The organism is Erwinia sp. 009765445 (assembly GCF_058137865.1).
The window spans coordinates 197,496-221,155 of the sequence record NZ_JBYUWC010000001.1 but is presented as its reverse complement, the minus strand read 5'-3'; the positions used below and the strand labels follow the sequence as shown (position 1 = coordinate 221,155).

The window sequence follows — 23,660 nt, the reverse complement described above, 5'->3', positions numbered from 1 at the left end:
GGATAAATTCGGCCGCTGCAGACTGCACAGCTTTGTCGCCGGGGTGGCATTCGTTTCAGCCCGGCGACATTTTCAGCTCATGAATTTATTCCACTTCAACAATCGCTGTCCGGCGCTTACGCTCCCGGAGGAATGCGCGCACCAGCCAGAACCACGCCAGCCCGCAGAGCAGATTGGTTGCACTGAACCAGAAATTGCCTCCGCTGAAGTAAGCACTTTTCGCCAGTTCAATCCCCAGCGCAAAGACCACGATACTGACCATCCCCAACATTGCCGCCACGCTCCCTTTTCCGGCAGTGCTGGAAAACAGCGTCAGGCGGTACAGACCGGCGTTCACCAGCCCGGTGCCGAAGCCATAGATACTCAGGCCAGCGGTCAGCCAGAGATAGCTGTGCGGATTGATTGAGGTGCACAATGCAGCCAGCGCCAGCCCGATCAGGATCGGCCATGCGCCCAGCTTCAGCGGCTGTTCAATCGGCATGCGCCCGGATATGCGGCCCAGCGTAAGGTTACCGGCTATCATGGCGACAAACACCGGCAGCTGCAGCAGAGCATAATCCATTCTGGTCAGCCCTTCATCGTGGATCAGGATCACCGGCGAAAGCGCTACCCAGGCCAGGCAGGGAATGGTCACCAGCCCAATTGCCAGCGAACCGCCCATCACCTGACGATCTTTCAGCAGGTTGAAATAGCCCTTGCCCAGCGATTTGAGTGAAATCGAGGTGCTGCGATCTCCGGAGGTCTCAGGCATGGTCTGCCACAGCCCAAATAGTGCCACGGCAGTCACGGCTCCAAACAGCCAGAACATAGTGCGCCAGTCGCTTACCGACAGGAAAGCCGCACCGGCCAGCGGGCCAGCCAGCGGGGCCAGCAAAGCAACGTTAGCCATCAGCGCCATAATCTTCACGCTGAGTGATTCATCAAACGCTTCCTGAATAGCGGCATAGCCCACCGCGCCAATAAAGCACAGGCTTATCCCCTGAAGAAACCGCAGCAGGATAAATTGTTCAATGCTTTGCACCCAATGGGTGGCGAAGCAGGTCAGCATAAAGAAGGCGACCCCGGCCAGCATCACCGGACGACGCCCCAGCTTGTCCGAGAGCGGCCCCAGCAGCCATTGCAGCACAATTCCGCCGATCAGATAGGCGGTGAGCGAGGCGGAAACCCATTCCGGTCCTACGTTGAACTCGCTGGTCACCAGCAGCATGCCAGGCTGGATCATGTCGTGGGCGATGTAGGTGGCGAACTCAAAAAGCACCAGTGAAAGAGGGAAAATCAGATGACGGCGGGTCAGGCTCGACACCGGAATAAATGAGGCCATTCTGGCTCCTTCCAGCAGGAAATAAATGAAAAGACGCGGCCGCCGAAGCGACCGCGCCAACATACACCAGTTTTATGCCGGTTTAATGAAGTTTTTAGCGAAAGGCCGCAATCGGGTTAACCAGCGTGCCCGCAAACTTGAGGTTCTCTGCCGGGTCAGAGAGGTTGATCATCTGCTGATTATTAGCCAATTGCAGCCGGTTAAGGCAGGAACGGGTGAACTCAGCGGTAAACATATCGTAGCGGGCAAATTTACTGGCCAGTTGCGGATGCGCCTGCTGGTACTCCTTCACACAGTTGGCAACGGCCTGCCAGAATTTCTCTTCCGGCAGCGTGCCGGACTCGTCGAGGATCGCGCTGATAAAGCGGAAGATGCAGTCGAACACATCGGTAAAGACAGACAGTAGCTTGAGGTTTTCCGGCACGTCGACAGCCAAACGCTGCACTTTCTCCGGCAGCTCCGCATCCGGGTTCATCACCGCAATCTCTTCGCCAATATCTTTCATGTAAGCGCTGACCGGCACGTTATTCTCCAGCAGGAGGATCAGGTTCTCACCGTGAGGCATAAACACCAGGTCGTGCTGATAGAAGCAGTGCAGCAGCGGGCTGAGGTAGCAGGTCAGATAGCGTTGCACCCACTGTTCCGCCGGAATACCCGAATCGGCAATCAGCGCGGGCAGCAGGGCTTTCTGGTGCTGATCCACGTGCAGGAACGAGGCCATAGTCATCAGGCGCTGGCCGGACTGGAGGCTTGCTACCGGGTTGTCACGCCACAGGGCTGCGAACATTTTCTTGTAGGCAGAGTCGCCGGTGATCGCTTTCTCGTAATAGCGGTTGTGATAACCGACCGCCGCCACTTCGCGCAGAATGCGGAAGTCACAGCGTTGCAGCCACTGATCCTTCGCAACCAGCTCTTCAAGCCATTCATTTATGGCCGGAGTGGTAGCCATGTAATAGGGCGACAGGCCGCGCATAAAGCCCATATTCAGTACGGAGAGCGCGGTTTTCACGTAGCGTTTATCCGGCTGGCTGCGATTGAAGAAGGAGCGGATCGACTGCTGAGCCTGATACTGATCGTCACCGGTTCCCAGCCAGACGATATCGCGGTTGGCGATATCCGGCGCAAACACCGTCAGCAGCTTGTTCTGCCATTGCCAGGGGTGAACCGGCATAAACAGGTAGTCATCCGGCGATACGCCCAGCGCTGTCAGTTTGTTGTTGAAACTGTCTACTAACGGCTGGCCCAGCTCATCGCGCATCAGCTGTTCATAGTCCAGGTTACTGAGGCTGGAGAAGTGCGCATTACGCAGGTGAACGGCCACCCATACAAGATTAACAGGCGTTGCGGCTTCCGGTGCAAACGCCAGATAGTCGCGGGCATCAAAACCGATACGGCCATTGTTGGCGACAAAACAGGGATGGCCTTCGGTCATTGAGGCTTCCACGGTCTGGAAATCTGCTTTCACCAGTGCGGCGCTGTCCGGGTTGTTCTTTTGCAGCTTGAACACGCTGCTGCATAAGGTGCTGGTGATCTCTTCCATATAAGTCGCCAGCAGGTTCTGTGGGATACCGATCTGCTGGCTGAACTCGACGATAAACTGCAGTGCGTCAAGCGGTAACAAATGGCCGTTTTCCTGTTTAATCAGCGAATCCGCATCAATTTCCCAGTGGTCCAGCGCCAGACGGCGGGCTTTAAACTGATAATCTGCTTCACCCACCGGTGCAGCCACTGCGAAGCGGCCATCTGCCAGCTCTGTTGGGGTGATAATCAGCTCGTGGGAAAATTCGGCAATCGCTTTGCGGATCAGCATCCGGTTGGCTTGCGCCCAGTTGTCGCCTGACAGATGGCTACCGGTCAGCAGTGGGTTGGCACTATTCATAGTCAGCTTTTCCTGCAGTAGAGAGTGTTGGTAATCATCGCGGTGGCAGAAAGCCAGCCACGCCGTTTTGTGGCCCATATCAATGGTGTGCTGGTAGCGGAAACCGGCACGCTTGTTCAGCGGGTGGATCTTGTTGTTGCGCACATCCGGCTCAACCACCACGCGCTTTACTGCGGGCTGGCTGAACATATAATCCATCACCACGGTGAATACCTGCCAGCTGAACTGGCGTACCGGGCTGTTGGCGGGAGCAATCAGGATATGCATGCCGTAATCGCCTTCCTGCGCCGGGTAGAACTTGCCTACCTCATCCTCGCTGGCCTGATAGAACTCCATCAGGAACACCGGTTTATCATCGCAGCAGCCGATCATCGCCGCCTGCGGATTGCTGGCTGTCAGCTCCCGGTAAAACTTCGCTACCTGCTCCAGGCTGTCGTTTTGCATTCCCCAGAAGCGGGCGTAATCACGTGTCACCCAGCTGTGGACCAGCGAGGCGTCTTCGGCCTGCATCGGACGGAGGGTGAACTGACCCGCCGGGCGGGAGGTGCTGAATAAAGGATTCTGTGACATATCAACGTTCCGTTTTTGCCGGGAAAGTCTGGAAGGCAATCTGACGCTCGACGGGATAGACTTCCCGGCCAGCCAGTTCGCGCAGTAAGACGGAATTGCGGTAGCACGCCATACCCAGGTCAGGGGTGACGAAACCGTGAGTATGCAGCTCGGCGTTCTGCACAAAGATCTGGTTGTCGTGGTCGATGCTGTAATTGCGCTGGACGTCGTAGCGACCTTTTTCATCCCAGCGCAGACGTCTGGCGATGCCTTCAATAAACATCGGTGGCTGATAATGATAACCGGTCGCCATAACCAGACCTTCGGTTTTGCGGATGAAGTCGCGTCCCTGTTCCTGCTGATGCAGTGACAGCTCGAATTCCCCTTCCGGCGTCCGGCGCATATCGCACAGCTCGGAGTGGGTGAACAGATTGACATCCAGTTCGCCGTCCAGACGCTTGACGTACATCAGGTCATAGATGTCGTTAATCAGGCTGCTGTTAATGCCTTTATAGAGATTTTTGTGACGGGCGTTCAGCTCATCACGTTTGGCCGGTGGCAGGTCATGGAAGTAGTCGATCCACTCCGGTGAGGTCATCTCCAGCGTCAGCTTGGTGTACTCCAGCGGATAGAAGCGCGGCGCACGGGTGATCCAGTTGAGCTGGTAGTTAAACTTGTCGATGTCGGTCAGCAAGTCGTAATAGATCTCGGCGGCGCTCTGGCCACTGCCCAGCACGGTAATCGAACTTTTCTGCTGCAATTGATCTTTGTTGACCAGATACTCGCTGGAGTGGGTCAGGCGATCGCGATACGGACGGCTACAGGCTGGCATCCAGGCTTGTGGCCCGGTGCCCAGCACCAGACGGCGGGCATACCACTCTTTGGCTGCGCCGCTGACAGTATCGACAGAACGCACGGTGTAGCACTGCTCGCTCTCATCAAAACTGAGGTATTCCACGCGGGTGTTCCAGCGCAGGTTACTCAGCTTCGCCGCCGCCCACTGGCAGTACTGGTTGTACTCTTTGCGCATCAGGAAAAAGTCTTCCCGGATATAGAAAGAGTACAGCTTGCCTTTCTCTTTCATATAGTTGAGCAGGCTGTAAGGGCTGGTCGGGTCAGCCAGCGTCACCAGATCGGCCATAAATGGCGTCTGCAGGTGTGCGCTTTCCAGCATCATGCCGGTGTGCCAGTCAAAGCCCGGATTCTGGTCAAGGAACACGCCGTTCAGGCCCTCAACCGGCTCGCTCAGGCAGGCCAGGCCCAGGTTGAACGGACCGATGCCAATGCCGATAAAATCGTGGATAGTTTTCATAGCATCTCTCACTGATTAGCCGCGTTAAGTGCAGAAGCCCGCACCTGCTCCCGACCGTAATGCACAATCAGGGCGATAACATCTTCAAGGTCTGCGACGGTGGTGCTGGGGTTCAGCAGGGTAAACTTCAGATACTGACGGCTGTTGACTTTGGTTCCGGCGATCACCGCATTACCGGAACGGAACAGCGCTTTGCGGATATTGGCGTTGATCTCGTCAACCGCCGCGTCGCTCATGCCCGGCCGGGGAACGTAGCGGAAAATTTGAGTGGTCAGCTCCGGCACATGTAGCACTTCAATCGCCGGATGGGCAGTGAGCAACTGGTGAGCGGTCTGGGTCAGGGCAATGATGGAATCAAAGGCTTCACCCAGCGCTGCCGGTCCCATGATGCGCAGCGTCAGCCACATTTTCAGTGCATCAAAACGGCGGGTAGTCTGGATGCTTTTGTTCACCAGATTGGGCGTACCTTCCTGCTGAGCGCTCAATGGATTCAGGTAATCCGCATGATGTGTCACGTGGCTGAGATGCTGTTTGTCCCGCACGAAGAACGCCCCGCAGCTGACGGTCTGGAAGAAAGATTTGTGGTAATCAACGGTAACGGAATCCGCCAGTTCAATTCCCTTCAGGCGTGGGCGATGTTGCTCAGAAACCAGCAGGCCACAGCCGTAAGCCGCATCAACGTGCATCCACAGGCCGTAGTGCTGGCAAAGGTGGGCGATATCCTGCAGCGGGTCAATGCTGCCGAAATCAGTGGTACCGCTGGTGGCAACCACCGCAATCGGAATCAATCCTTCCTGGTGACAGCGCTGAATTTCCTGCTCAAGCAGGCTGGCATCCATACGGTAGCAGTCGTCGTGATCCACCGGGATCACTGCGTCATACCCCAGACCGAGGATCGCCATCGATTTCTGAATGCTGAAGTGGCTGAGTTTTGAGGTGAACACACGCCACTTACTGGCATCCTGCGGCAGCCCACGGTGTTTAATCAGGTGACCTGCATGATGTTGGGCACACCAGCTGTCACGCGCCAGCAGCATCGCCATCAGATTGGACTGGGTTCCACCGCTGGTGAAGATGCCATCAGCGTTTTGCGGCAGACCGATGCGGCTGAGCGTCCAGTCGATCACCTTCTGCTCAATCAGCGTGCCGCCGGCGCTCTGGTCCCAGGTATCCACCGAACTGTTAACAGCAGCCATAATCTGCTCGGCCAGCAGGGAAGGGAGAACCACCGGACAGTTCAGATGGGCCACATATTTAGGATGGTGGAACCAGACGGCGTCGCGCAGGTAAAGCTCTTTCAGTTCTTCCAGCGCGGCTTTGTTGCTGCCCAGCGGCGCGTTCAGGTCAACGTTGCTGAACAGGGGGGACAGCTCATGTGGCAGGATACCGCTGAAAGGTTTTTCAACCCCGTTCAGGGTGCTGGTCAGCAGCGTCAGGACATCCCGCGTTTGCCGGTCCCAGGCGTCCAGTTGCCGGTCACTGAAGATGTAATCCTGAGGCGCAACAGCCTCCGGAGTGAGATGCCGGCGAGGCACTGGCTGAGTTTGCGAACGTAAAACCATATCCTGTTCCTTTATTGAAGACGTAAAAAGCCCTGCCGCCACAGAAGAATGACAGCGTTATACGCCTGACGACGGATCGCCAGTTCAGATTATTTAACGTTTTTCAGGGAGGGTAGATTTCCCCGTGGCACTTTCAGTTAGTGGCTTTTGCTTTGATAAGCGAAAAAACCTCTCTTTTGTGTGGTTTTGTTGCTCAATGGCGCCGTTTGTTATTGAGGATGAGATTATAAATAGTAATCATTATCATTCAATAAGATTATTGTGACAAAGTTGTGATAAGTATTGTTAATGTTATAAGTGTGATCAAGATCACAAAATTCCGTCTCAAAAATCAATCAGGGCTGGAAAAAGGCAGCTAAAGTGCGATAAGGAGATAAGTGAAATTTATTGCAGATGGGAAAGATACAGGAAGTACAAAACAGGGCGTGTGGCCCGGACAGAGCGCTATTTCAGTCCAGGCACGCCTCGCGTCGGTCATGACGCGAGACGTTGAGTAGCAAGTAACCTGAATAATTACTCGACGCGCAGTACGCGGCTGGTGTTGGTGGTGCCGGTTGTGCTCATCACGTCACCCTGAGTAACGATAACCAGGTCGCCGGACATCAGAAAACCTTTGTCACGCAGCAGGTTTATGGCGTCATGTGCTGCGACCACGCCGTCATTGTTGCTGTCGAAATAAACGGGTGTGACACCACGGTACAGAGCGGTCAGGTTCAGCGTGCGCTCGTGGCGGGACATGGCAAAAATGGGCAGACCAGAAGTGATACGGGAAGTCATCAGCGCGGTACGGCCTGATTCGGTCATGGTAATAATCGCGGTGACGCCCTGCAGGTGGTTAGCTGCATACATCGCTGACATGGCAATCGCTTCTTCGATATTGTCGAACTGCACATCCAGGCGGTGCTTGGAAACGTTGATGCTTGGGATCTTCTCAGCGCCCAGACAAACCTTCGCCATCGCCGTCACCGTCTCGGCAGGATACTGACCGGCTGCGGTCTCAGCAGAGAGCATAACCGCATCCGTACCATCCAGCACGGCGTTTGCCACGTCCATAACTTCGGCGCGGGTTGGCATCGGATTAGTGATCATTGACTCCATCATCTGGGTTGCGGTGATCACCGAACGGTTCAGCTGACGGGCACGACGGATCAGGGCTTTCTGGATGCCGACCAGTTCAGGATCGCCAATCTCGACGCCCAGATCGCCCCTGGCAACCATTACCACATCGGAGGCGAGGATGATGTCATCCATCGCCTCCTGGGAGGCAACGGCCTCGGCACGTTCAACCTTGGAAACAATTTTTGCTTCACAACCGGCTTCACGCGCCAGGCGACGGGCATAATTCAGGTCTTCACCACAGCGGGGAAAGGAGACGGCAAGGTAATCACAGTTGATTTTTGCAGCGGTCAGGATGTCCGCTTTGTCCTTTTCCGTCAGCGCTTCGGCAGAGAGGCCACCGCCAAGTTTGTTAATGCCTTTGTTATTGGAGAGCGGGCCGCCGACGGTCACTTCGGTGTAAACCTTCATCCCCTGAACTTCCAGCACTTTCAGCTGCACACGGCCATCATCGAGCAGCAGGATGTCGCCCGGCACTACGTCAGCAGGCAGGCCTTTGTAGTCGATACCTACTTTGTCTTTATCGCCTTCACCTTTGCCCAGGCTGGCATCCAGCAGGAATTTATCGCCAACGCTGAGGAAAACTTTGCCTTCTTTAAAGGTGGAAACACGGATTTTAGGTCCCTGCAGATCGCCGAGGATAGCCACATGACGGCCGAGTTTCGCCGCAATTTCGCGGACGCTGTTGGCGCGCTGCATGTGATCTTCCGGGGTGCCATGAGAGAAGTTAAGACGAACGACATTGGCGCCGGCAGCGATGATTTTTTCGAGGTTATTATCGCGATCGGTGGCAGGGCCTAACGTGGTTACGATCTTGGTTCTTCTGAGACGTCTGGACATGTATGACTCCGTTGACTTTGAAAGGGTACTGCCGGAGCAATCCCTGTAAAGGTTCAGTGATTTTATAATATTCGGACCGTGTCGATCGGCCCTTTACACAGTCATTATGGAAATCAGGGTCGCGTCGGTAACGCAAGCCCGTCTTCTTTTTCAAACCGCGACTCCTTCAGTGCCGCTTTCACACGTTTAAGATTGTCACGGAATGTCGCTCCGCGCCGCAGCGTAAAGCCGGTGGCGAGCACGTCTATCAGCGTCAGCTGGGCCAGGCGCGACACCATCGGCATATAAATGTCGGTGTCTTCCGGCACGTCTAAGGTGAGTGCCAGGGTGGCTTCACGCGCCAGCGGCGAGCCAGAGGAGGTGATGGCCAGCACCGTGGCATCATTTTCCCGGGCAAGTTGTGCCAGTTCGACTAAATTTTTAGTGCGCCCGGTATGGGAAATCAGCACCATAACGTCGCCTTCCGTACTGTTGATACAGCACATCCGCTGCATCACAATATCATCGGAATAGATGACAGGCACATTGAAGCGAAAAAATTTATTCATTGCGTCGTGAGCAACGGCGGCAGAAGCACCCAGACCGAAGAAGGCGATCTTTTTTGACTGGGTCAACAGGTCAACAGCGCGATTAACTGCACTGGTATCCAGACCGTTTCTGACCCGGTCCAGCCCGGCCATTGCCGATTCGAAAATTTTGCCGGAGTAGGAGTCGACGCTGTCATTCTCATCGACGTTGCGGCTGACATAGGGGGTGCCGTTGGCCAGACTTTGCGCCAGCTGCAGCTTGAAGTCCGGGAAGCCTTTCGCCTCCAGCCGGTGACAGAAGCGGTTGACTGTGGGTTCGCTGACTTCTGCTTCACGGGCCAGCAGCGCGATACTGACGTGGATGGCGGAACCGGGCGCGGCGAGGATCACTTCCGCTACTTTGCGCTCGGATTTGCTAAGGTGTTCCAGGTGAGTCTGGATTTTTTCCAGCATATTCATAACGGCATCCACTCATACATTCTGACGATTTCAACCAAAGGAGAAATCGATGTCAATTTGTAGAGAATATACATTGCGCTAAACAGCCGGGGGCAGGGGCTTCACGTGCTTTCCTGCGCTTTTTTTCCCAGAATTTGATCTGTGTCTGACTTTCACAGTTGTAAACGAAGTAACAAAAAAGTTGAAAAATTACGCACAAACTGTCTGCCCGGTCAGCGATAAAGTTTGCACAATCTGGCTACTCTGTGCTGGAACGATGCTCTCAGGTTTACGCGGCCACGGCAAAAGCAGTACATTGTACTGAAAGAAAATTACAATAAGAGCCTGAATGCTTACGGATTACGCAGGTCAGGCTTGTCCTGCAACGAGGAGAATATAATGGCGGTTACACAAACGGCCCAGGCATGCGATCTGGTCATTTTCGGTGCCAAAGGCGATCTCGCACGCCGGAAACTGTTGCCTTCCCTGTATCAATTAGAAAAAGCCGGTCAAATCCACGAAGACTCACGCATCATCGGCGTGGGCCGTGCGGACTGGGACAAAGCAGCCTATACCAAGGTAGTGCGTGAAGCGCTGGAAACCTTTATGAAGGAGAAGATTGACGAAGCGCTGTGGGATAAGCTCAGCGGCCGTCTCGACTTCTGCAATCTGGACGTTAACGACGTAGCGCACTTCACTAAACTGGGCAAAATGCTCGACCAGAAAAAGCGCGTCACCATCAACTATTTCGCCATGCCGCCAGGTACCTTTGGCGCCATCTGTAAAGGGCTGGGGACTGCTAAACTTAATGCTCAGCCTGCCCGCGTCGTGATGGAAAAACCACTTGGAACCTCGCTGGAAACTTCACGCGAGATCAACGATCAGGTCGGTGAATATTTCGAAGAGAACCAGGTCTTCCGTATTGACCACTATCTTGGCAAAGAAACGGTGCTGAACCTGCTGGCCCTGCGCTTCGCTAACTCTCTGTTTGCCTCCAACTGGGATAACCGCACTATCGATCACGTGCAGATTACCGTGGCGGAAGAGGTGGGTATCGAAGGTCGCTGGGGCTATTTCGATAAAGCTGGTCAGATGCGCGACATGATCCAGAACCACCTGTTGCAGGTTCTGACCATGATTGCTATGTCTCCGCCAGCCGATCTCTCTGCTGACCGTATCCGTGATGAGAAAGTGAAAGTGCTGCGCTCGCTGCGCCGCATCGACCACACCAACGTGCGCGATAAAACCGTGCGTGGTCAGTACACTTCTGGCTTTGTGCAGGGCAAAAAAGTGCCTGGCTACCTGGAAGAGGAAGATGCCAACAAGGCCAGCAACACCGAAACCTTCGTCTCCATCCGCGTGGATATTGATGACTGGCGCTGGGCGGGTGTTCCATTTTACCTGCGTACCGGCAAACGTCTGCCGACCAAGTGCTCCGAAGTTGTGGTCTACTTCAAGAATCCGGCGCTGAACCTGTTTAAAGAATCCTGGCAGGAACTGCCGCAGAATAAACTGACTATCCGTCTGCAGCCGGATGAAGGCGTGGATATTCAGATCCTGAACAAGGTTCCCGGTCTGGATCACAAGCACAACCTGCAAACCACCAAGCTGGATCTGAGCTTCTCAGAAACCTTCAACCAGTCACATCTCGCCGATGCCTACGAGCGTCTGCTGCTGGAGACAATGCGCGGCATTCAGGCACTGTTTGTGCGCCGTGACGAAGTCGAAGAGGCCTGGAAATGGGTCGACTCCATCATGGAAGCCTGGGCTGCTGATAACGAAGCGCCTAAGCCTTATCAGGCAGGCACCTGGGGACCGGTTGCCTCGGTGGCGATGATCACCCGCGATGGCCGCTCGTGGAATGAGTTTGAATAATCACGCTGGCTGAATAAACCCGCTCAGGCGGGTTTTTTTATGCCTGAACGACAAAAAGAAAAAAATGAACCGCGGTTTCAAAAACAGAGGAAGCGCATGGACGAAGACGGTGACTATCCTGTATGGTAGAGGACGAAATCACTTTCCGGACGCCCTGGGCGTCGCTTTTTGCCAGCCATGTATCCACGGGAATCAGGCTGGTCAGACAGGAGAAGCAGGTCGATGAGTAACTGGAAAACAAGCGCAGAACAGATCCTGACAACTGGCCCGGTTGTGCCGGTCATCGTGGTAAACAGACTGGAACATGCGGTGCCGATGGCGAAAGCGCTGGTGGCGGGTGGCGTTAAGGTACTGGAAGTGACGCTGCGCACGCCTTGTGCCATGGATGCCCTTAAAGCGATGATCAAAGAAGTGCCGGAAGCGATTGTGGGGGCCGGTACGGTACTCAACGTAGAGCAACTAAAAGAAGTGACTGATGCGGGAGCGCAGTTCGTTATCAGCCCTGGTATTACCGAATCACTGCTGAAGGCAGCAGTTGCGGGGCCTGTTCCGTTAATCCCGGGGATCAGCACGGTTTCAGAGCTGATGACCGGGCTGGACTACGGCCTGCGTGAGTTTAAATTCTTCCCGGCAGAAGCGAATGGTGGCGTGAAAGCGTTGCAGGCGATTGGCGGCCCGTTCCCGCAGGTGCGTTTTTGCCCGACGGGTGGTATTTCTCCGGCTAACTACCGCGACTATCTGGCGCTGAAAAGCGTGCTCTGTATCGGCGGATCCTGGCTGGTTCCGGCGGGTGCGCTGGAAGCGGGTGACTACGACCGTATCACCCAGTTGGCGAAAGAGGCCGTGGCCGGCGCGCGCTGAGATTCTGTTCGCTGCGGCTGAGATACCGGCAGCGATGAAGCCGGTTCCGGAAAAAAAAAGGATGGCAAAAGCCATCCTTTTTTGTAGGTACGACGAGAGTTAACTCAACCGCTGACCTTAACGCCAGCCGCGCAGCTAACTGCGCGTTCCACGGCGTCGTCAATGTCGTGGCCCGTCGCCAGCGCCACACCCATACGGCGTTTACCACGGATCTCCGGCTTGCCAAACAGACGAACCTGCAGACCCGCACCCAGCACATTACCCAACTGTGCAAACTGCACGTTGTCACTGTCCAGCTCTGGCAGGATCACTGCAGAAGCCGCCGGGCCGTACTGACGGATGCCGCCAACAGGCAGGCCGAGGAAGGCGCGAACATGCAGTGCGAACTCCGACAGATCCTGAGAGATCAGCGTGACCATGCCGGTATCGTGTGGGCGAGGGGAGACTTCACTGAACACCACTTCATCGCCGCAGACAAACAGCTCAACACCAAACAGACCATGACCGCCCAGTGCCAGTACCACTTTTTGGGCAATTTCTTCCGCACGCTGCAGGGCGAGGGCGCTCATCTGCTGCGGCTGCCAGGATTCACGGTAGTCGCCATCCTCCTGACGATGACCAATCGGCGCGCAAAAATGAATGCCATCCACCGCACTGATGGTCAGCAGGGTGATTTCAAAATCAAATTTAACCACACCTTCAACGATCACGCGACCGGCACCGGCTCGGCCACCCTGCTGAGCGTAATCCCAGGCCACATCCAGCTGTGAAGCTTCGCGGATAAAACTCTGTCCTTTTCCGGACGAACTCATTACCGGCTTAACGATGCACGGGAAGCCAATTTCCTGCGCAGCCTGGCGAAAAGCCTCTTCGCTGTCGGCAAAGCGGTACGTTGAAGTGGGCAGAGCCAGCTCCTCCGCAGCCAGGCGACGAATGCCTTCACGGTTCATGGTCAGGCGGGCAGCGCGCGCGGTTGGGACAACATGCTGACCCTTTTTTTCCAGCTCAATCAGCATATCGGTTGCGATGGCTTCGATTTCCGGCACGATAAAATCAGGGCGTTCCAGTGCCACCAGAGCCTTCAGTGCTTCACCATCCAGCATATTAATGACATGGCTGCGGTGAGCAACGTGCATGGCGGGAGCATCGGCATAGCGATCCACGGCGATCACCTCCACGCCCAGACGCTGGCACTCCAGCGCGACTTCTTTGCCCAGTTCACCTGAACCCAGCAGCATTACACGAGTGGCAGCAGGGCGTAGCGCAGTTCCAAGAGTTGTCATAATCTCTACCTGATTGGATGAAAAAAACGCGCGCAGTATAAACGAAAACGATTGCGCATACATCTGCTTTACGGACTTGAGCCAAAATTTCATCGCTGCTATACTGTATAAAAATACAGTTAACTGAGGTGTGCACTATGGCTGTTGAAATCAAATATGTTGTCGTCAGAAAAGGTGAGGAAAAGATGACATTCGCCAGTAAGAAAGAAGCCGATGCTTACGACAAAATGCTCGACATGGCGGAAGTGTTCTCCGACTGGCTGAGCGTTGCTCCGCTGACCATAGAAGAAGAGCAGCGTGAAGCGCTGGGCATGTTCCTCGCCGAAAACAAGGATGCCGTTCAGCACATCCTGCGCACCAGCAAGCTGCCGGAAGGCAGCGATGTGGTTTCTGAAGAGAGTGAATCTGCACCTCTGGCTGAGCACCACGAAGAACTGGCTGAGTCTGAAGAATCAGATGATGCTGGTGAGGTGGAAGTAGCTGAAATTGTTAAAAAAGCCGCCAGGCCTTCACGCGCCAGCAAAGCGGCTTAAATTTATCGTCGCAACTGCCCGGCAAATTTAGCCGGGCGTTCTTTGTGAAGCTCAGTAAGTTTGCGGGGCTGTCAGCCTTGTGCAACAGCGCTTCAGGGCATGCATTGCTTCCCTTGCCACATCTGCAGGATTCTGCTGGTTAAAATCGTCGTTAAAGACTTCAAGCCCCAGCGGCCCGCTGTAACCCTCTGACTCCAGATAATCCAGCAGCGTATACAGCGGAAAGCTACCCTGACCGGGTAACAACCTTTTGTGGCGCGCTGTATCCACCAGTTCACCCTGAGCGGGCAGAACAACCAGATCGGAAAGCTGTACAAGGAAGATTTTATCCATTGGAATACCTGCCAGATCCGCCACGGTGCGACTGCGAACGAAAATGTGGAAGGCATCCACCACCAGACCCAAATTGGGTTCATTAACCTGCTGGATAAGTTTCCATGCTGCGGCGGTATTGTTAATGTGTGTGCTCCATGCCATGGCTTCAAAGGCAATCCGCAGCCCCCGTTTACCCGCTTCACGCGCCAGCCAGCGAATATCCTCCTCTTCTCGTTCGGCAATACAATTCTGCTGAGTGGAAGCTGGTGTCAGAACAGTGGTTGCGCCAAGCGAGACGGCCGTGTCCAGCATCTGCAAAGCTTCATCATGCTTGCTCTGCCGCATCTCATCCGGCGCACCGTCAAAATCCAGCAGAACCTGATAATCTGTCAGCGCCAGATTGTGCCCTTTCAGCAGGTTGGAGAGATCGGCCGTATTGCCGGTCGCGGCCTCAACGTCCTGTCGCCAGAGTTCAACCTGACTGAAGCCTGCCGTTGCTGCGGCCTCAATTTTCTCCTCCGGCGTTCCGCCAAGCAGAACCGTATTGATAAACAGTGGATTGTTGCTGAATCGCATGATTTTCCCCTTTTAAAACCTTGCAACATTGCACTGCCGGTCAGGGTCTGGCTGCCCTTACTCCTGCCCGGTCTGACCTTTTGTTACCGCGAAAAAGTTAACCGGTGTCCTCAACAGTATAGCCCGGCACTCAGGCTTGCCGGATCGGCAAAACGTAAGGGGGTTTTCGAGGCTTTGCAGGCCTTGACGGTACTTGACGTATGCCACTCTATGCTGATGTTTTCATTTATGAGAAGGAAGAGTGATGAACTGGCTGCAGCAAATACAATCTGTTCTGGGAAACAGTAAGCCGGGACAGCAGGGAAGCGAAGGACTGAGTAAAATGCTGGCTCCGGGGGCGCTGGGCGGCCTTGCCGGACTGCTGATTGCCAGCAAATCCTCCCGTAAACTGCTGAGTAAATATGGCAAAAACGCATTAATTATCGGCGGCAGTGCAGCCGCAGGTGCGTTGCTCTGGAATAAATACAAGCAGCGAGTGAGCGAATCACACAGTGAGGAGCCGCAGTACGGTAAGCAACAGTCACCGGTTGATCGCCGGGCTGAGCGCCTGATCCAGGCACTCGTTTTTGCAGCCAAGAGTGATGGTCATATCGACAGCAGTGAACGACAGGCTATTGATCAGCATATCCATCAGTCAGGACTGGGTAGTGATGGGGAAAGGTTGCTGCAGTCTGCCATTGAGATGCCGCTGGATCCAAAAATGCTGGCGCACGACGTAAGAAATGAAGAAGAGGCGCTGGAAGTCTATTTCCTCAGTAATCTGGTCGTCGATGTTGACCATTTTATGGAGCGCAGCTATCTGCAGGCTCTGGGCGATGAGCTGAAAATCCCACAGGATGTCCGGGACAGCATGGCCCGGGATATTCAGGCTGAAAAGCAAAAACTGCCTGCCTGAGGCGGAAAGGGGGCTTAATGCCCCCCAACAACCTGTTTTATGACATTATTTTTACCTGTCCCTCCGTTTAGCGCTTGGCAATCCCTGTGACAGCTGCCACCCTTATCCGATAAGACTTATTCAACGGGGATGCAGCATGATTAAACCACCAGTCGCCAAAAAAATTCCTTATGAGATGACCCTCCACGGAGAAACCCGGACAGATAATTACTACTGGCTGCGGGACGATCAACGTGAAGATCCTGCGGTGCTTGGCTATCTGCATGCGGAGAACGATTACGGCAAAGAAGTGATGAAGTTGCAGAAATCGCTGCAGGATCGTGTGCTGAAAGAAATCATTGACCGTATCCCGCAGCGCGACCACTCCGTCCCTTACGTTAAAAATGGTTACCGCTACCAGCGCCGCTATGACGAGGGCAATGAGTATGCCATCTACACCAGACAGCCGGAGAACACCGCCACGCCGGAACAGTGGGACCTGCTGCTGGACGGCAATCAGCGAGCGGCACACAGCGAGTTTTACACGCTGGGTGGCATGGGCATCAGCCCGGACAACCAGACTATGGCGCTGGCAGAGGACTTTCTGTCACGCCGTCAGTACGGGATCCGCTTCTGCAATCTGGAAACGGGAAGTTGGTATCCTGAAAAGCTGGAAAATGTGTCATCCAGCTTTGTCTGGGCCAGCGACAGCCGGACGTTTTATTACGTGCTCAAGGACAAGCAAACGCTGCTGCCCTGGCAAGTATGGCGACATCAGCTGGGTACTTCGCAGCAGGAAGATGAGCTGGTCTATGAAGAGCAGGACGATACCTTCTACGTCAGCGTGCATAAAACGACTTCCGAACATTTTATTCTGATTGCTCTGAACAGCAGTACTACCAGTGAAATCCTGCTGCTGGATGCCGAATATGCAGATGCCACACCACAGGTATTTTGCCCGCGGCGTAAGGACCACGAATATACGCTGGATCATTACCAGCAACATTTCTACGTTCGTTCCAACCGCGAAGGCAAGAACTTCGGCATTTACCGGACCGACCATTTTAAAGAAGAAATGTGGGAAACGGTGATCCCGGCACGTGATGCTGTTGTGCTGGAAGATTTCAGCCTGTTCCGTGACTGGCTGGTGGTGGAAGAACGGCAGCGCGGCCTGACCAGCTTGCGTCAGATTTGCTGGAAAACCGGCAAGGATATGGGTATCGCATTCGACGATCCGGCCTATGTGACCTGGCTGTCATACAACCCCACGCCAGAAACCAGCAAGCTGCGTTACGGCTACTCTTCAATGACCACGCCCGACACACTGTTTGAACTTGATATGGACAGCGGTGAGCGTCAGGTGCTCAAACAGTCAGAAGTGAAGGGCTTTAATGCCAGCCACTACCGAAGTGAGCATCACTGGATAAAGGTCCGCGACGGAGTGGAAGTGCCCGTTTCGCTGGTTTATCACCGTGAACACTATCAGCCCGGCAAAAACCCGCTGCTGGTTTACGCCTATGGCTCTTACGGCAGCAGCATGGATGCGGACTTCAGCGCCAGCCGCTTGAGCCTGCTGGATCGCGGTTTTGTGTTTGCACTGGCACATATTCGCGGTGGCGGTGAACTGGGACAGCAGTGGTACGAAGATGGCAAGCTGCTGAAAAAAATGAACACTTTCCACGACTTCATTGATGTGACCGATGCGCTGGTGGAGCAGGGGTATGGTAATCCTGAAAAAATCTATGCGATGGGAGGCAGTGCGGGCGGCCTGCTGATGGGCGGAGTAATCAATATGGCTCCCGCTCGTTTCCATGGTGTTGTGGCGCAGGTTCCCTTTGTGGATGTTGTGACCACCATGCTGGATGAGTCAGTTCCACTGACTACCGGAGAGTATGACGAATGGGGGAATCCGGCGGAAGAGGAGTTCTATCATTACATCCGCCAGTACAGCCCCTATGACTGCGTATCCGCGCAGGATTATCCACACCTGCTGGTGACCACCGGACTGCATGATTCCCAGGTGCAATACTGGGAACCGGCAAAATGGGTGGCTAAGCTGAGGGCGCTGAAAACTGACGATAATCTGCTGCTGCTTTGCACCGATATGGATGCCGGGCACGGTGGGAAATCAGGCCGATTCAAATCTTATGAAGGGGTGGCACTGGAATATGCATTCCTGATCGCGCTGGCGCAGGAAACGCTCAGCGCGGCCACTGCGCACTGAATATTTACTCTGCCGACAGCGCCCGCTCCATGGCGCTGCGCAGATCGGGTTTCAGGTCCGGGATATTCTTGAGCATCCACCTGAGATAACCCGGATCGCGCTTCGCCACTTCATCAATCTTACTGCCGCGGTACTTGCCAAACGGGAAGGTGGTGCCTGAACCGCGGACCTGCATCCGGCGAACCATCTCCACACTATCCCAGCCGGAAAATTCCATAATACGAATAAGAAGTGACGCTGTCACGTAGCAGTCATACAGCGCACGGTGAGCATGCAGGTCAGCGGGAGGTGTAACCTCTAACTGCAGAGATTCTCTTAATGCCTGGTTACCGTACTTTCTGCCCGGCCACAGGCCTCTTGCCAGCGTCATGGTGCAGATCCACTCACCGGGCATTTCCGGCAGCATTCTGCGATCAAAGCTGGCGTTATGAGCCACATAGTAAGCGCTGCCGTGGTAACGGCTGATGACCTGTTCGATAGGAGGTTTACCGGCCACCATGGCCTCGGTGATGCGGTGGACAGCCATTGCCTGACGGCTGATCGGGCGATCAGGGCAGACTAAATCGCTCATGGGATTGACAATCTGGCCGTTAATCACATCGACTGACGCCACTTCGACAATGCCGCCCTGCAGGCCGCAGGTTTCGGTATCGATCACACGTAACATAATTCGTCCCTATTAAATAACTGACGGGTAGCGTAACGAATGCACCTCTCCTTGCCAATCTTTACCCGTTCTTCTGGCGATGACCAGCTGTTCCCCGGAACTGCCCGATACGACCTGCCGACCTTGTTCATCCCAGAACGCACTTTTTCCGGCACTCTGGTAACCGCCGGTGGGCAGTGCATGGTTAGCCATCAGCACCGGCATTTTGTACTCTTTTGACCAGCGGGCAAGGTATTCGCAATCTTTCGCATACCCTTTTTCCGAGACCAGCACGCCGGTGGCGTAGAGGTTTGCTCCGCGTCTAGCGGCATCCCTTGCATACTCTTCCACGCTGATGTCTGCACAAATAGCCAGTGCGACGTGGTGGTGTCGATAGCCGAACAGCGGAACACCTTCACCAGCCTGAAAAAACAGATTTTCTTCGCCAAACAGTTCTCGTTTGCCGTAGGCCAGTTTGGTACCGTCGGCCAGAAATGTCAGTGCGCCAAGCAGAGTTTGATCGCCGTGCAGCAACGGCAGGCCAATAACGATCGACATCTGATATTCGCTGGCGGCAGAAGCAAAGGCGTCAAGGCGGGGATCGTTTATTTCCATGGCCAGCGTCTGGCTGAGAGCCAGCTCGTAACCGCTAAGGGAAAGTTCGGGGAAAACCAGCACATCGACCTGCAGTTCAGCGGCCTGATGGATGAAATCAAGATGACGTGAGAGGTTATGGTCAATCTCTCCCGGACGCGATCCTGACTGTGCCGCAGCGACACTCCAGACGGACATAGGCTCTCCTTTGAAGCTGGATTTAAGCCAATATCTCAACCGAAGCGGTGAGGAAACACAAGAGGTGAAAATGAATATTAAATGCTATTTTTGTTTCGGTTCATAAGGCAGGCGGGAAAGACTCAGCGAAGCCTGACGATACTGCATCAGCCGCTGGCGAAACCAGTCACGCAGGGGTTCTGGCTGTTCACGTTCGACCACTTCAGCAATCACTGGCATATTATAACGCTCTTTAAAAGCCACGCTGGCCGCAGCCAGTTCGACGTTAATTTTGTCTTTTTCTTCCTGTGGCAGCTCTGCCAGATTGTAATTCATCGGGGTTCTCCTGAAGTTCGCCGCAAAAATAAAACACCCTGAAGGATTTCGCAAGTCCGGTTGCGGGTAATCGCCCTTATCGACTCGACACTCCATTTCTGGCGGGGTATTCTTTCGGCCTTACCGCAGCCACCGGCTGCTCTGTTAAGGATGATACGATGTTCACTCGTAAATTCTCTCTGGTTTTTGCTCTTGCTCTCACGGCAACGGCGTTTTCCCAGCAGGCCTCTGCTCACGCTCACCTTAAAAGCCAGTATCCGGCGGCCAATGCCAATGTGGAGGCTTCCCCACAGGCGCTGACGCTGACTTTTTCCGAAGATATTGAACCGGCATTCAGCGGGATTGAAGTCCTTGACGGCAACCAGAAACCTGTTCCGCTGGCTAAAGCAGAGCGCGCACCTGCGCAACATAACCAAATGATTGTACCGCTGGAGAAACCCCTGGCCAACGGCCACTATCAGGTCAACTGGCATGTGCTGTCAGTGGACGGTCATAAGACCAACGGGAACTATAGCTTCAGCGTGAAGTGATATGTCCCTGAGTTTGTTTTACGTTTTGTGTCGCTGGCTGCACTTTGCCGCGTTAATGTCGCTGACCGGTGGCAGTGTTTATACCGCACTGATGGCCCCGGCAAGATTCAGGGATTATCTGGCTGGGCGTTTTCATCTGTTGCTGGTGACCAGCGCAGTGTCTGCACTGGTCACGGCTATCCTGCTGCTCGCGGCGCAAACCGGCCTGATGGGCAATGGCTGGGCGGATATGCTGAATGTCGGTATCTGGCAGGCAGTGTTGCAGACCAGTTTCGGACAGGTCTGGCAATGGCAACTGATTGCGGCCGTTGTGGGTGTGTTCGCGCTGCTGTTAAAAGGCCTTCCTCGTCAGCAGTTGCTGCTGCTCAGTGGAGCAGGGCAACTGATCGGGCTGGCGTTTGTCGGCCATGCTGCGATGCTGGATGGCGCGATGGGGATTTTGCAGCGTATTAATCAGGTCGTTCATCTTATTGCTGGGGCTTTCTGGGCCGGGGGATTATTACCGGTATTGCTGCTGATGCGCGATGCCCGCCAACTGAACACGAGATATGACGCGATCAGAACGCTGATGCGCTTCTCCCGCTATGGACACCTTGCCGTTGCCCTGGTGGTGATCAGTGGTGTCATCAATGCGCTGCTAATTCTGAACTGGCCGCCGACCAGTTTTCGTCTGTACAGCCAGCTTCTGCTGTTTAAAACGCTGTTAGTGGCGGCAATGTGCGGCGTAGCCGTCTTTAACCGTTACTGGCTGGTTCCCCGCTTTCAGCGCAGTGGCGAGAGCGCCCAGTATCATTTTATGCATACCACGCTGGCTGAGTTGCTTGTTGCCGCGCTGGTATTGCTGCTGGTCAGCGTGTTTGCCACGCTGGAACCAGCCTGAAATTGATTATTTTTATCGCCGTAACAGGCGTTAACCGGAGAGGTTTGCTACACCATGAAAAAATTGGCCAGTCTGATGATTGCTCTGAGTTTCTGTACCAGCGCGATGGCTGCGGAGATTATCACCGTCAGCCGCTTCGAAATAGGCAAAGATAACTGGGCGTTTAATCGGGAAGAGGTGATGCTGACCTGTGCCAAAGGTGGCGCGTTGCTGGCGGTTAACCCGAGCACGCTGATGCAGTATCCGCTAAACGACACGGCGCAGCAGATGATGAAAAGTGGTCAGATGAAAGGGCAGCCGATTAGCGTGATCCAGATTGACGATCCCCAGCATCCCGGACAGAAGAAGAGTCTCGCGCCGTTTATTGAACGTGCTCAGAAGCTGTGCGACTGAGGCAGTATCGACCGCTGAGTTGGTAAAACCCCGTTAAAAAACCGTGATGTGACAATTCTGCCAGCACGATCACAGTGCTGGCATCTTTCCGTCCCGCTGTTGACAACTGGCTGGAAAAACCTCACATCTCGACTATCTTTTAAAGGGCAAGGCGACATCGCCTGCAATAATGCCAACTTTTAGCGCACGGCTCCTTCAGGAGCCATTTCCCTGGACTGAAGACAGGAATCGTCTTCAGTCTTTTTTTAATTAATTGTTTTGTCGGGGTTAATTTCCTTATCTCTAAAAATCCCAAAATTTCCCCGAAATTATATCTTCAGGCTTTTATAACATCACTTACTCTTTTCCGCGTGTAACGAAATATTTTTCTGTCATTGCCTCCATTTTATGGCCCAGCAATTTACGGACAAATTCTTTTCCCTTGTGCTTTTCATAAAGTCTGCCGCCCAGGCTTCTGATTTCATGAAAGCCTGGCGGAGAGTCAGTAAACTTCAGACCAGATGCGTTCCGGGCGGACGCGAACGAATCTGTTAGTTTGTCAGGGTGCAATGCTCCTTCAAGGTTGTTTTTGCGAACACCGGGACTTATCAGAAAATCTGGCTGGCCAGCCTGCAGCGGTCAACGATGGCCCTCAGTTTGAGGCCCAGAGCTGGTAATTCCAGAACCAGTGGTATTGAAATCATCATGCCTGTTTTACCCTGTATCACCTGAAGGCGGTCATTGACACTGTGACTGAATCTCATTGCAGTGAGGACGTTCATGTTTTTTAATCCAAACGGCGGGGGTTGAGTATGGGCTCCCTTCACCCGCCACTGATTACATCTACAAACGCTTTGACATTAATGATCATTTTGGAGTCCGGCCCAGCACTGGAAGAGGTGACAGTATTTGGCGTTGTGACCCACATAATCACACCGCATTATGTTGATCGCCCCTGAGTCACCCTTTACCTGAAATTTCCCAACCTGAAGCACCGACACCAGGCCCGGCTCACGCGGTTTTTTTATTTTCTATTCTTTCTGAAAGGATTAAGGTTTGGGGTCCTTCTTCGATAAAAATACAAGACAACAGGAATAAATATAATATAGCAAACTATGGATCCCCAAGCATATTTAGGCCAGAATATTACCGCAAGAATTGCAAATGCTATTATGCTGGCAACGGGAATGTATACAACAATAATGTCATCAATAAAATCATCCCACAATAGCTTAAGTAATTTTTTCATTTTATTAATCTCATTATGTCAGAGGCTATCTCATTTTCACTCCTCATTGAGTAGCTGGTGGTATCAATCTTTGAAAATATTGGCTCAATAATGAAGTAAAGCATTTCAAGCTCGGCTTGATACAATGCGGCATAAACCATCGGCTTACGTGATTTTAATCGGCTGGCAGCATCAGCAGCAACCTTGACGTATGAGTAAACCCCTACCGCAAAAACTCCCCATTTTGATACACTCGTCGTAAAACTACTGATAGCAACCCGCATTCCAAAACTGGAACATATTGCAGTTGAAATGGAAAAGGTAAAAGCTTTGCTTGTGTATTTACTACTCGCAAATCCTGCGCCTTTTTGTAGAAGAATTAAATGTATTTTGTTTGTTTTTTCTTCAGACTGTCCACCTAACATGTCTTTAACCATTATCTGGACAATATTGAATACTACATCAGGGTGAAGGGTTAATTTTACCAGTGCTTTAATAAATCTTATATCCTCATGCTTCAAATTAGAGCAAACATCCTGGTAGTTTTCAAAAAAACAAGATGAATACCATGTGAGCCGGGTGAATCCTGACTCAATTTTATTAGCCTGCTCAAGTGCCATACGACCCGAGCCCTGAACGCCTTTATCCAAAAGTATTGCCAGTTGCTTGTCAGCTTCTAACTTGTCGCTTATAAATCGGTTGTAGCGCACTATTCCCTCTCGAAATCATCCTTGTGAATTGTATGGATTGTCTAACCGGCAACCTTTTGCTGCAGAAATGTGACATTACCAGGATGCCAGCTAACCGTATCA

The 23,660-nt window shown here is 53.5% G+C and carries 21 protein-coding genes; 8 read left to right on the top strand and 13 right to left on the bottom strand.

Annotated features, from left to right (window positions below; translation table 11 throughout):
* Positions 1 to 85: 85 nt before the first annotated feature.
* The 6 genes from AC3Y5R_RS00975 to AC3Y5R_RS00950 all read right to left on the bottom strand — a co-directional run bounded on the left by AC3Y5R_RS00975 (position 86) and on the right by AC3Y5R_RS00950 (position 9,565).
* The gene (locus AC3Y5R_RS00975; protein ID WP_489919752.1) at positions 86 to 1,321 is read right to left on the bottom strand and encodes an MFS transporter; all 1,236 of its coding nucleotides are present in this window, start codon (positions 1,319 to 1,321) and stop codon (positions 86 to 88) included.
* 94 nt (positions 1,322 to 1,415) lie between these two features.
* Positions 1,416 to 3,770 (bottom strand): GNAT family N-acetyltransferase, encoded by a 2,355-nt coding sequence (locus AC3Y5R_RS00970; RefSeq protein WP_489919751.1) that lies wholly within the window; start codon positions 3,768 to 3,770, stop codon positions 1,416 to 1,418.
* A 1-nt stretch (position 3,771) separates the two neighbouring features.
* Positions 3,772 to 5,061, bottom strand: coding sequence for a lysine N(6)-hydroxylase/L-ornithine N(5)-oxygenase family protein (locus AC3Y5R_RS00965; RefSeq protein ID WP_489919750.1), 1,290 nt, complete (start codon positions 5,059 to 5,061; stop codon positions 3,772 to 3,774).
* An 8-nt stretch (positions 5,062 to 5,069) separates the two neighbouring features.
* Positions 5,070 to 6,623: a pyridoxal phosphate-dependent decarboxylase family protein gene (locus tag AC3Y5R_RS00960; protein WP_489919749.1), complete on the bottom strand. Its 1,554-nt coding sequence runs from the start codon at positions 6,621 to 6,623 to the stop codon at positions 5,070 to 5,072.
* A 513-nt stretch (positions 6,624 to 7,136) separates the two neighbouring features.
* A complete protein-coding gene (gene pyk, locus AC3Y5R_RS00955; protein WP_158784842.1) occupies positions 7,137 to 8,579 on the bottom strand; it encodes a pyruvate kinase in 1,443 nt (480 codons plus the stop codon).
* A 113-nt stretch (positions 8,580 to 8,692) separates the two neighbouring features.
* Positions 8,693 to 9,565: a MurR/RpiR family transcriptional regulator gene (locus tag AC3Y5R_RS00950; RefSeq protein WP_158784843.1), complete on the bottom strand. Its 873-nt coding sequence runs from the start codon at positions 9,563 to 9,565 to the stop codon at positions 8,693 to 8,695.
* Between the two features lie 378 nt (positions 9,566 to 9,943).
* Here AC3Y5R_RS00950 and zwf point away from each other — a divergent pair, with 378 nt between their 5' ends.
* Positions 9,944 to 11,419 carry a glucose-6-phosphate dehydrogenase gene (zwf, locus tag AC3Y5R_RS00945; RefSeq protein ID WP_489919748.1) on the top strand — a complete coding sequence of 492 codons (1,476 nt, stop codon included), beginning with the start codon at positions 9,944 to 9,946 and terminating at the stop codon, positions 11,417 to 11,419.
* 222 nt (positions 11,420 to 11,641) lie between these two features.
* Positions 11,642 to 12,280, top strand: a complete 639-nt coding sequence (locus AC3Y5R_RS00940) for a bifunctional 4-hydroxy-2-oxoglutarate aldolase/2-dehydro-3-deoxy-phosphogluconate aldolase (protein WP_489919747.1) — start codon at positions 11,642 to 11,644, stop codon at positions 12,278 to 12,280.
* A gap of 104 nt (positions 12,281 to 12,384) precedes the next feature.
* Here the strand turns inward: AC3Y5R_RS00940 and purT are convergent, their stop codons facing one another.
* The gene (purT, locus tag AC3Y5R_RS00935; RefSeq protein WP_489919746.1) at positions 12,385 to 13,563 is read right to left on the bottom strand and encodes a formate-dependent phosphoribosylglycinamide formyltransferase; all 1,179 of its coding nucleotides are present in this window, start codon (positions 13,561 to 13,563) and stop codon (positions 12,385 to 12,387) included.
* Between the two features lie 137 nt (positions 13,564 to 13,700).
* Between purT and AC3Y5R_RS00930 the strand changes: the two genes are divergently transcribed.
* On the top strand, positions 13,701 to 14,096 hold the full coding sequence (locus tag AC3Y5R_RS00930) for a YebG family protein (RefSeq protein ID WP_489919745.1): 396 nt from the start codon (positions 13,701 to 13,703) through the stop codon (positions 14,094 to 14,096).
* Between the two features lie 51 nt (positions 14,097 to 14,147).
* On the opposite strand, the gene AC3Y5R_RS00925 is transcribed toward AC3Y5R_RS00930, so the two are convergent.
* Positions 14,148 to 14,987 carry a sugar phosphate isomerase/epimerase family protein gene (locus AC3Y5R_RS00925; RefSeq protein ID WP_489919744.1) on the bottom strand — a complete coding sequence of 280 codons (840 nt, stop codon included), beginning with the start codon at positions 14,985 to 14,987 and terminating at the stop codon, positions 14,148 to 14,150.
* Positions 14,988 to 15,228: 241 nt separating this feature from the next.
* On the opposite strand from AC3Y5R_RS00925, the gene AC3Y5R_RS00920 reads away from it, so the two are divergent.
* Both AC3Y5R_RS00920 and AC3Y5R_RS00915 read left to right on the top strand, forming a co-directional pair.
* A complete protein-coding gene (locus AC3Y5R_RS00920) occupies positions 15,229 to 15,882 on the top strand; it encodes a tellurite resistance TerB family protein (protein ID WP_489919743.1) in 654 nt (217 codons plus the stop codon).
* Positions 15,883 to 16,021: 139 nt separating this feature from the next.
* Positions 16,022 to 18,085, top strand: coding sequence for a prolyl oligopeptidase family serine peptidase (locus AC3Y5R_RS00915; protein ID WP_489919918.1), 2,064 nt, complete (start codon positions 16,022 to 16,024; stop codon positions 18,083 to 18,085).
* Between the two features lie 4 nt (positions 18,086 to 18,089).
* Here the strand turns inward: AC3Y5R_RS00915 and exoX are convergent, their stop codons facing one another.
* From exoX to AC3Y5R_RS00900, 3 genes are all read right to left on the bottom strand, one after another.
* A complete protein-coding gene (gene exoX / locus AC3Y5R_RS00910) occupies positions 18,090 to 18,752 on the bottom strand; it encodes an exodeoxyribonuclease X (RefSeq protein ID WP_489919742.1) in 663 nt (220 codons plus the stop codon).
* A 12-nt stretch (positions 18,753 to 18,764) separates the two neighbouring features.
* On the bottom strand, positions 18,765 to 19,523 hold the full coding sequence (locus AC3Y5R_RS00905) for a carbon-nitrogen hydrolase family protein (protein ID WP_489919741.1): 759 nt from the start codon (positions 19,521 to 19,523) through the stop codon (positions 18,765 to 18,767).
* A gap of 84 nt (positions 19,524 to 19,607) precedes the next feature.
* Positions 19,608 to 19,838: a DNA polymerase III subunit theta gene (locus AC3Y5R_RS00900; protein ID WP_158784852.1), complete on the bottom strand. Its 231-nt coding sequence runs from the start codon at positions 19,836 to 19,838 to the stop codon at positions 19,608 to 19,610.
* A gap of 158 nt (positions 19,839 to 19,996) precedes the next feature.
* On the opposite strand from AC3Y5R_RS00900, the gene yobA reads away from it, so the two are divergent.
* Genes yobA through AC3Y5R_RS00885 form a run of 3 tightly spaced genes read left to right on the top strand, consistent with a single transcriptional unit; the run spans position 19,997 to position 21,641 of the window.
* Positions 19,997 to 20,368 carry a CopC domain-containing protein YobA gene (gene yobA, locus AC3Y5R_RS00895; protein WP_489919740.1) on the top strand — a complete coding sequence of 124 codons (372 nt, stop codon included), beginning with the start codon at positions 19,997 to 19,999 and terminating at the stop codon, positions 20,366 to 20,368.
* A 1-nt stretch (position 20,369) separates the two neighbouring features.
* Complete coding sequence (copD, locus tag AC3Y5R_RS00890) at positions 20,370 to 21,248, top strand: copper homeostasis membrane protein CopD (RefSeq protein WP_489919739.1); 879 nt, start codon at positions 20,370 to 20,372, stop codon at positions 21,246 to 21,248.
* 54 nt (positions 21,249 to 21,302) lie between these two features.
* The gene (locus tag AC3Y5R_RS00885) at positions 21,303 to 21,641 is read left to right on the top strand and encodes a YebY family protein (protein ID WP_489919738.1); all 339 of its coding nucleotides are present in this window, start codon (positions 21,303 to 21,305) and stop codon (positions 21,639 to 21,641) included.
* A 336-nt stretch (positions 21,642 to 21,977) separates the two neighbouring features.
* Here the strand turns inward: AC3Y5R_RS00885 and AC3Y5R_RS00880 are convergent, their stop codons facing one another.
* Positions 21,978 to 22,190, bottom strand: a complete 213-nt coding sequence (locus AC3Y5R_RS00880; protein WP_489919737.1) for a tyrosine-type recombinase/integrase — start codon at positions 22,188 to 22,190, stop codon at positions 21,978 to 21,980.
* Positions 22,191 to 22,865: 675 nt separating this feature from the next.
* Positions 22,866 to 23,558, bottom strand: a complete 693-nt coding sequence (locus tag AC3Y5R_RS00875; RefSeq protein ID WP_489919736.1) for a hypothetical protein — start codon at positions 23,556 to 23,558, stop codon at positions 22,866 to 22,868.
* Positions 23,559 to 23,660: the final 102 nt, after the last annotated feature.